Source organism: Pseudoalteromonas sp. ESRF-bin5 (genome assembly GCF_002632075.1).
Taxonomy (GTDB): domain Bacteria; phylum Pseudomonadota; class Gammaproteobacteria; order Enterobacterales; family Alteromonadaceae; genus Pseudoalteromonas; species Pseudoalteromonas marina.
Genome location: NZ_NTLW01000056.1, coordinates 1 through 7518 on the forward strand (window position 1 = coordinate 1; position 7518 = coordinate 7518).

Consider the following 7518-nt stretch of genomic DNA (forward strand, 5'->3'; position numbering starts at 1 on the left):
GTATGATTTTGCAACGCTGTCTAGCCCGTTGCGCGCTAAATTACTTCTGCGATTAATAGCCTGAAACTCGGCATAAGAATATTCGGTAGTAAATAGGACCGGTTCTTTTACTGTTTTAGGAATATAAAATTGATCGTTTACTGTTACCTTTTTATGCACAGGAGTTTGTGCCATAGGCGTTAATGTATTTTCGCCATTTTTTATAATAAGTGCATATCCGTAATCGGGCTGCGCTAAATAGGGAAGTGTACCTCGTTGATAGCTAATGGTTGGATCCAACCAATAGCGTTTGCCTTTGTACTCAAGAGTTACAATTACGTGGTTAAAAACGCTTGCTGTGGCCGGTAGTTCTATTAAGCGCTTCGTTTCTTCTGTATCTACAAGAGCAGGGTATGCCTCTATTTTCATCGCTTCTAATAATGAAATGAGTAGAGTTGTTTTATCTTTACAGTCACCATAACGAAGAGATAGCGTTTCTGAGGCAGGTGTTGGCTGATGAGAATTGGTGCCCATTTCTAAACCTAAATAGCGTATTTCGTCTTGGCTAAAGCGTAATGCTGCGGCAATCCTATCGGATGTATTGGTATGCTGTGCCTGTATAGATTGCGCTATGGCGTTAATACTACTGGGTGTTTCGATTGCTGACTCATAAAGTGGTAATGCCCAATTAACAACTTCGTCCCAACTATTATATTCAGAGAGATAAACTTGCATGTATGGGTTGTACCAGGTGGGTGTTTCAGAGTCTTGCGTGAGTAAAGGGGCTTCGAACTCTGATATAGAGTAGTCCGTACCGTATTGGTTTTCAGTCTGTTTTGTTTCGGCAGTGCCATTTATGGTTTTTATATTAAGAGGTGTTTTTTTACCCCATAAAACACGCATATACTGTTGCACTACGGGCACTGACCACCTTAGTGTGCGCCGAGTACTAAATTTATTGGCATAGATAGGATTACTGCCGGTAACACTGTAGCTATAATCGAGCATATCTCCGCTTCGCATATCGTCAACAATGATATTTAAAGAAAGCCTTCCGTTATAAATTTTATCAGCTAATTCAGGCTCGCTCTGGATAACAGATAACCTTGCAGTTGAAAGCTTATCTATGTGCTTACCATCTCTAATTATGGAGAGTGTGTGCAATATTAGGGTCTGATAGCTTGGGTCAAAATCGAGGCTTAACTGGCTTATATAGTCAACGCCACTTTGATTAAGTGCTTGCATTACTAGGCGTGTGTATCGTTGTTGCTTTTGACGTTCAGGAACATAAGTTTGGTTGTCGAGTAATAGATAAAGTGTGCCATCGCGCACTTTTGCCATATCACTTTTTTGGGGCTGTTTTACGTCATGTAGGGTGACCCAATTACCAGGCGCATCTATTTTATATTGCGTAGCATAAGCTGGTGCATTACATAGAAATAAAACACATGTTAGTAGCCAATAAATAGGGTAAAGAAATGTCCGTTTCATTTTTAATTCTTATTATTTGTTATTAATGCATACCACTTATAGGTTTATATAGTGGCCTATTTTTAATCGATATTATCATACAGATTGAATTGTGAAGAGCTTTAGTAATGCGTTATTTTTAAATACTCGCCTGCTTTAATTTTAATTAAATAAACCTTTCTTCAATGTGTTTATGGGAGAATTTACGACTATTTATTTATACCTTAAAGGGCGCAGCTGCAGTAAAAATTATTAAACATAACAATATGCTCGATATCAATAAGGCCTTTTAAGTTACCGATACAAAATTAAAAAGCATTATTTAAAATGCAGTGTTTATGAAATAAAGCCTAACGTTTTTATTGGTTTATATAATAAACAGCGTGTTGTACCGTTAATATATTCTCTTTGCAAAAAAAATATAGTGAATTGATTGCATTTTAAGCGACTTCTATGGTGATGTTCGCTTTAAGTAATGCTATACTCCCGCCGAATAATTTATCGACTTTATTAAGAGTAAAATAATGGCAGATTTATCGAAGTACAGAAACATTGGTATTTTCGCGCACGTTGATGCGGGTAAAACCACTACTACTGAGCGTATCCTGAAGCTTACAGGTACTATCCACAAAACAGGTGAGGTTCATGATGGTGAATCTACTACCGATTTCATGGATCAAGAAGCTGAGCGCGGTATTACTATCCAGTCTGCGGCAGTAAGCTGTTTCTGGAAAGATCACCGTTTCAACGTTATCGATACTCCTGGACACGTTGACTTCACAGTTGAAGTTTACCGTTCACTTAAAGTATTAGATGGCGGTGTTGGTGTATTCTGTGGTTCTGGTGGTGTTGAGCCACAATCAGAAACTAACTGGCGCTACGCGAACGAATCAGAAGTTGCACGTATTATTTTCGTAAATAAATTAGACCGTATGGGTGCTGATTTTTACCGTGTAACTGAGCAAGTACGTAAAGTACTTGGTGCAGTACCATTAATCATGACTTTACCAATCGGTATTGAAGATGATTTTGTTGGTGTTGTAGACGTATTAGAGAAAAAAGCATACGTTTGGGATGACACTGGTCTTCCTGAAAACTACGAAATCACAGACGTTCCTGCAGACATGGTAGAAAAAACTGAAGAATACCATGAAATGCTTATCGAAACTGCTGTAGAGCAAGACGATGACCTAATGGAAGCGTACATGGAAGGTGAAGTACCTTCTGTTGAAGATATCAAACGTTGTATCCGTAAAGGTACTCGTGACCTTGCGTTCTTCCCAACGTTCTGTGGTTCTGCATTTAAAAACAAAGGTGTTCAACTTGTACTTGACGCTGTTGTTGATTACTTACCGGCTCCTACAGAAGTTGATCCTCAACCTCTTATGGACGAAGAAGGTAATGAAAACGGCGAGTTTGCAATTGTTTCTGCAGACGAACCTTTCAAAGCGCTTGCATTTAAAATCATGGATGACCGCTTTGGTGCATTAACATTCGTACGTATCTACTCTGGTAAGCTTAACAAGGGTGACACTATCCTTAATGCGTTTACTGGTAAAACAGAACGTGTTGGCCGCATGGTAGAAATGCAAGCTGACGAGCGTAAAGAGTTAACTAGCGCACAAGCTGGTGACATCATTGCAATCGTAGGTATGAAGAACGTGCAAACTGGTCACACTCTTTGTGATCCTAAGCACCCAGTAACACTTGAACCAATGGTATTCCCAACTCCAGTAATCTCGATTGCTGTACAGCCTAAAGATAAAGGCGGTAATGAGAAAATGGGTGTTGCTATCGGTAAAATGGTTGCAGAAGATCCATCTTTCCAAGTTGAGACTGATGAAGATTCAGGCGAAACTATCCTTAAAGGTATGGGTGAGCTTCACTTAGATATCAAAGTAGATATCCTTAAGCGTACTTACGGTGTAGACCTTATTGTTGGTCAACCACAGGTTGCTTACCGTGAAACTATCACTCGTGAAATCGAAGATAGCTACACGCATAAGAAACAATCTGGTGGTTCTGGTCAGTTCGGTAAAATTGATTACCGCATCAAGCCAGGCGAAGTGGGTTCAGGCTTCACGTTCACATCATCAGTTGTTGGTGGTAACGTACCTAAAGAATTCTGGCCTGCAGTTGAGAAAGGCTTTAAATCAATGATGCAAGAGGGTGTGCTAGCTGGCTTCCCTGTACTTGACGTTGAAGTAGAACTTTTCGACGGTGGCTTCCACGCCGTGGATTCATCTGCAATCGCATTCGAAATCGCTGCTAAAGGCGCTTTCCGTCAATCGATCCCTAAAGCGGGCGCACAACTTCTTGAGCCAATCATGAAAGTTGACGTGTTCACGCCAGAAGATCACGTTGGTGATGTAATCGGTGACCTTAACCGTCGTCGTGGTATGCTAAGCGACCAAGAAGCTGGTTTAACTGGCGTTCGCATTAAAGCTGACGTACCGTTATCAGAAATGTTTGGTTACATCGGTTCACTACGTACTATGACATCAGGTCGTGGTCAGTTCTCTATGGAGTTCTCACACTACGCACCATGTCCAGCTAACGTATCTGAAACGGTAATCGCTGCAGAAAAAGAGAAAAAAGCTGCTAAGTAATTAGCCTTTTAAACTCTAAAAAAACCCGCACATGTTGCGGGTTTTTTATTGGTTAAAATTTTTTCTAGCTTCTGTGAAATCTATAGTTAGCATATATTTTAAGCATAAAAAAAGGAGCGCTTAGCGCTCCTTTTTAGTGTGATGGTACGGTTAATTAAACCTTCTAATTAACTTTGCTTTGAGGGTTTTGATTTTTAGCTTACGAACACGATGAAAACGTTGTACTGGCATTGTTGTTAATTGCTCTGCTGGTAGTGCTGGCAAAGCTTCAGGGTATTGCCCTTTGCTTGGTACTGATACTGTTTGTAAATGTACTTTAAGTGCAGCGAGTGTTTTGCTGTTATCGACTTCACTAGGGCATATAAATATACCTAGTTTTCTGAGCGCTACACCAAACTTAATACTACTCGAGTAACGAACAATTGGAGCTGCAAGTATCAGCCCTAATAAAATAGGTGATAACCACCAGAAAAATACAGGGGTAAAGTAATAAGCAACCCCGCCCCAAACAACTGCAACTACAGTTGAAAATAGTGTATAGCCAAAGGCTTCTTTCCACGACACCATACGGCCTTCTCGCGGTTGAGCATCCCACGTTACTTTTTTACCTAAAAATACACATACTACAAAGTAAGCATGAAAAACCATCATCAGCGGTGCCACAATAACGGCAAACAAAGTTTCGATAACTGAACCAGCTATGAGTTTAATTGACCCACCAAAACGCTTATTTCTGTGGACTAGGGTAACAATGATCCCCATTAACTTAGGCATTAATAAAATAATAATGGTTAAATAAAGTAATGAGTCAATTAAATCTGTTTTAGCTATTTGCCATGTAGGGAATAACTGATAAGCACGATTAAAATAGACATCACTGTTTAATGCGCGGGTAACGGCATCAATAGTACTTAATGCGAGCATTGATAGCCAAATAAGCGACGATATATATGCTGTAGCACCCAGTAAAAAATGAAACTTACTCATAAGCTTTAATTTATTTGATGACAATAAACCAAGGTGTTGAATATTGCCTTGTACCCAGCGCCTATCACGAATTGCGTAGTCTAATATATTGCTTGGGACTTCTTCATAGCTACCTTCAATTTCAGATAACAACAATACATCCCAATCAGCTGAGTGAAGTAAAGAAGCTTCAACAAAGTCGTGGCTGAGAATTTCACCACCAAAGGGCGCATTCCCTTTTAATGTTGGCAAACCACAACATTTAATAAAGGCATCGACCCTTATGATTGCGTTATGTCCCCAGTAGTTAGCTTGATCGGTTTGCCAAAAAGCAGAGCCAGTAGCTAGCATGGGGCTGTAGAGTACCGATGCGAATTGTAAAAAGCGACCAAAAAAAGTATCTTGGCGAACCGGAATAGGGATTGTCTGAATAAGACCTGCTTGTGGGTTATTTAGCATGCTAGTTGTTAGCTCAAGCATACACTTGCCAGTCATTATACTGTCTGCATCGAGTACAATCATATGATCGTATTTACTACCCCAGCGTTCACAAAAATCCGTTAGGTTGCCTACTTTGCGGTGTTTATTGTCTTCACGGCGGCGATAAAAAATATGTTTGGCAGTATCTCCTAAGCGCTCGCACATTGCGTGCCATGCATTGAGTTCATTCTCGGCTATCTGCGGGTCTTGTGTATCGCTTAGTAAGTAAAAATCAAAGTGTTCGAGCTGTCCGGTCTCTTTAAGCGACGCAAGACTTACTTCAAAACCAGCAATTACACGGTGGGTGTCTTCGTTGTAAATAGGCATTACAACCGCTGTTTTTTGCTTAGCAATAGCTTGGGCGTGAATCGCGATTGGTTTTATGCGCTTTAAGGTAAGTGGATCGATACGAAATAGCTGTAATACAAACCCTATTGTGCCACTACAAAATGCCGTCACTATCCATGCAAATGTAATAGAAAATAAGACAAGCAGTGCATACTCAAGCAACGTCATGCCGTTTGAGTTAAGTATGTCGAACATGATTGATATGCCATAGCCTGATATGAATATAGCGGCAATTGCAAAAAGCCATACACGAGCTGTTTTAAATGGCATTGTCGTTCCCTTTTTTTGCTTACTTGATGTCATTTGGATACCAAACATAGCTCCATACCTCACTAATGTCTTTGTCACGTAGTTTTAACGATAAGCGCATATCGACGGGGTTGTCGTCTTGTGGTGCAATTTTAAAAGCAACACGCCAGCCGTACCCTTCAGGCAGCTTTTGAACGGATACATCACTTACTTCACCCGTAGTAAGCTGAATATCTGCATTTAACTTAAGTTGTTCAGAGAGAGCATTTAGAGCAGGGCCTGAAAAATCAACAGTGAATTGACGATGACTTTGTGGTGGCGGGTTATCTTCACCGGGCAATGCCGCGCTGCCGATACGAGTACGAACTACATGTGCTTTTTCATGTTTGTTTAAACTGCTATTAAACGTACTCATTTTGTAGCTAAGTTTTAATGAATCACCTGCTTTGAAGGGGTTTTCTGGTACCCAGTAGCTAACAATGTTGTCGTTTGTTTCGGTATCTGTTGGAATTTCTACTAGCTCAACACGGCCATTGCCCCATTCACCCTGAGGTTCAATCCACAGGCTTGGGCGATCATGGTAATGTGCTTCTATATCAAAATAGTTATTAAAGTCACGGTCGCGCTGCGCAAGCCCAAAACCTTTAGGGTTTTCGTACGCAAATGACGTAACACTCAGTTGCGATGGATTATTCAGTGGGCGCCATACCCACTTGTCATCCTGTGATTGAGTTAACAAACCATCAGAGTCATGCACCTCAGGACGATAATCATCAAAAAATTTTGTGCTATTTTCACCATGATAAAACATGCTCGTTAGTGGTGCGATGCCTAACTTTTTCACGTCTTTACGGGCAAATATTTGCATGTCTATTTTAACGGTTGTGTTGGTAGTAGGGTCAATATTAAATTTATAAGCGCCAGATACTGATGGGCTATCAAGTAATGCAAACAGTACAATGCTAGTTTGTTCTGCTGTCGGTTTTACTAGCCAAAACTCTTTAAACATAGGGAACTCTTCGCCAGATGCAAGCGCTGTATCAATTGCTAATCCGCGAGCTGAAAGGCCATAAACTTGGTTTGGACCTACAACACGGAAATAAGAAGCACCTTGAAACACCATAATCTCATCTTTATAAGTATTAGTATTTAAAGGGTAGTGAAGCCTAAAACCTGCATGGCCAAGCTGTGTATTGGTTGTGCTTTTAGTTAACTCATCTTTTAGCGGTGCAGCCGTTCCATCGTAATTATAAAAGTCAGTATTAAAGGGAAGTCTGCTGTGTTTTGAGTCGCTATCAACAGTATTTATTGTCACCGGTGTTTTGTATAAAAAACCAGGATGAAATAGCTGTAATTCATACAAACCATCATCTTTCCAAACAGCTTGATCTTGCTTAAAACGAATGGAGCGGTAATC

At 40.3% G+C, this 7518-nt stretch carries 4 protein-coding genes; 1 reads left to right on the top strand and 3 read right to left on the bottom strand.

From position 1 onward, the window contains the following. A partial coding sequence (locus tag BCG07_RS01840) for a DUF3857 domain-containing transglutaminase family protein (RefSeq protein WP_286888302.1) occupies nt 1-1470 on the bottom strand: 1470 nt, incomplete at its 3' end. 503 nt (nt 1471-1973) lie between these two features. On the opposite strand from BCG07_RS01840, the gene fusA reads away from it, so the two are divergent. Continuing rightward, nucleotides 1974-4058 carry an elongation factor G gene (gene fusA, locus BCG07_RS01845; RefSeq protein WP_010558083.1) on the top strand — a complete coding sequence of 695 codons (2085 nt, stop codon included), beginning with the start codon at nt 1974-1976 and terminating at the stop codon, nt 4056-4058. A gap of 150 nt (nt 4059-4208) precedes the next feature. On the opposite strand, the gene mdoH is transcribed toward fusA, so the two are convergent. Then, nucleotides 4209-6170: a glucans biosynthesis glucosyltransferase MdoH gene (gene mdoH / locus BCG07_RS01850; protein ID WP_286888305.1), complete on the bottom strand. Its 1962-nt coding sequence runs from the start codon at nt 6168-6170 to the stop codon at nt 4209-4211. Further along, nucleotides 6142-7518: glucan biosynthesis protein G (locus BCG07_RS01855; protein WP_286888306.1), on the bottom strand; the 1377-nt coding region annotated here is incomplete at its 5' end. The genes BCG07_RS01855 and mdoH, both read right to left, overlap by 29 nt.

What these genes read in the sequence shown, in the direction of transcription:
- fusA (WP_010558083.1), top strand. Translation starts at nt 1,974, where the DNA reads ATGGCAGATTTATCGAAGTACAGAAACATTGGTATTTTCGCGCACGTT.
- mdoH (WP_286888305.1), bottom strand. Translation starts at nt 6,170, where the DNA reads ATGTTTGGTATCCAAATGACATCAAGTAAGCAAAAAAAGGGAACGACA.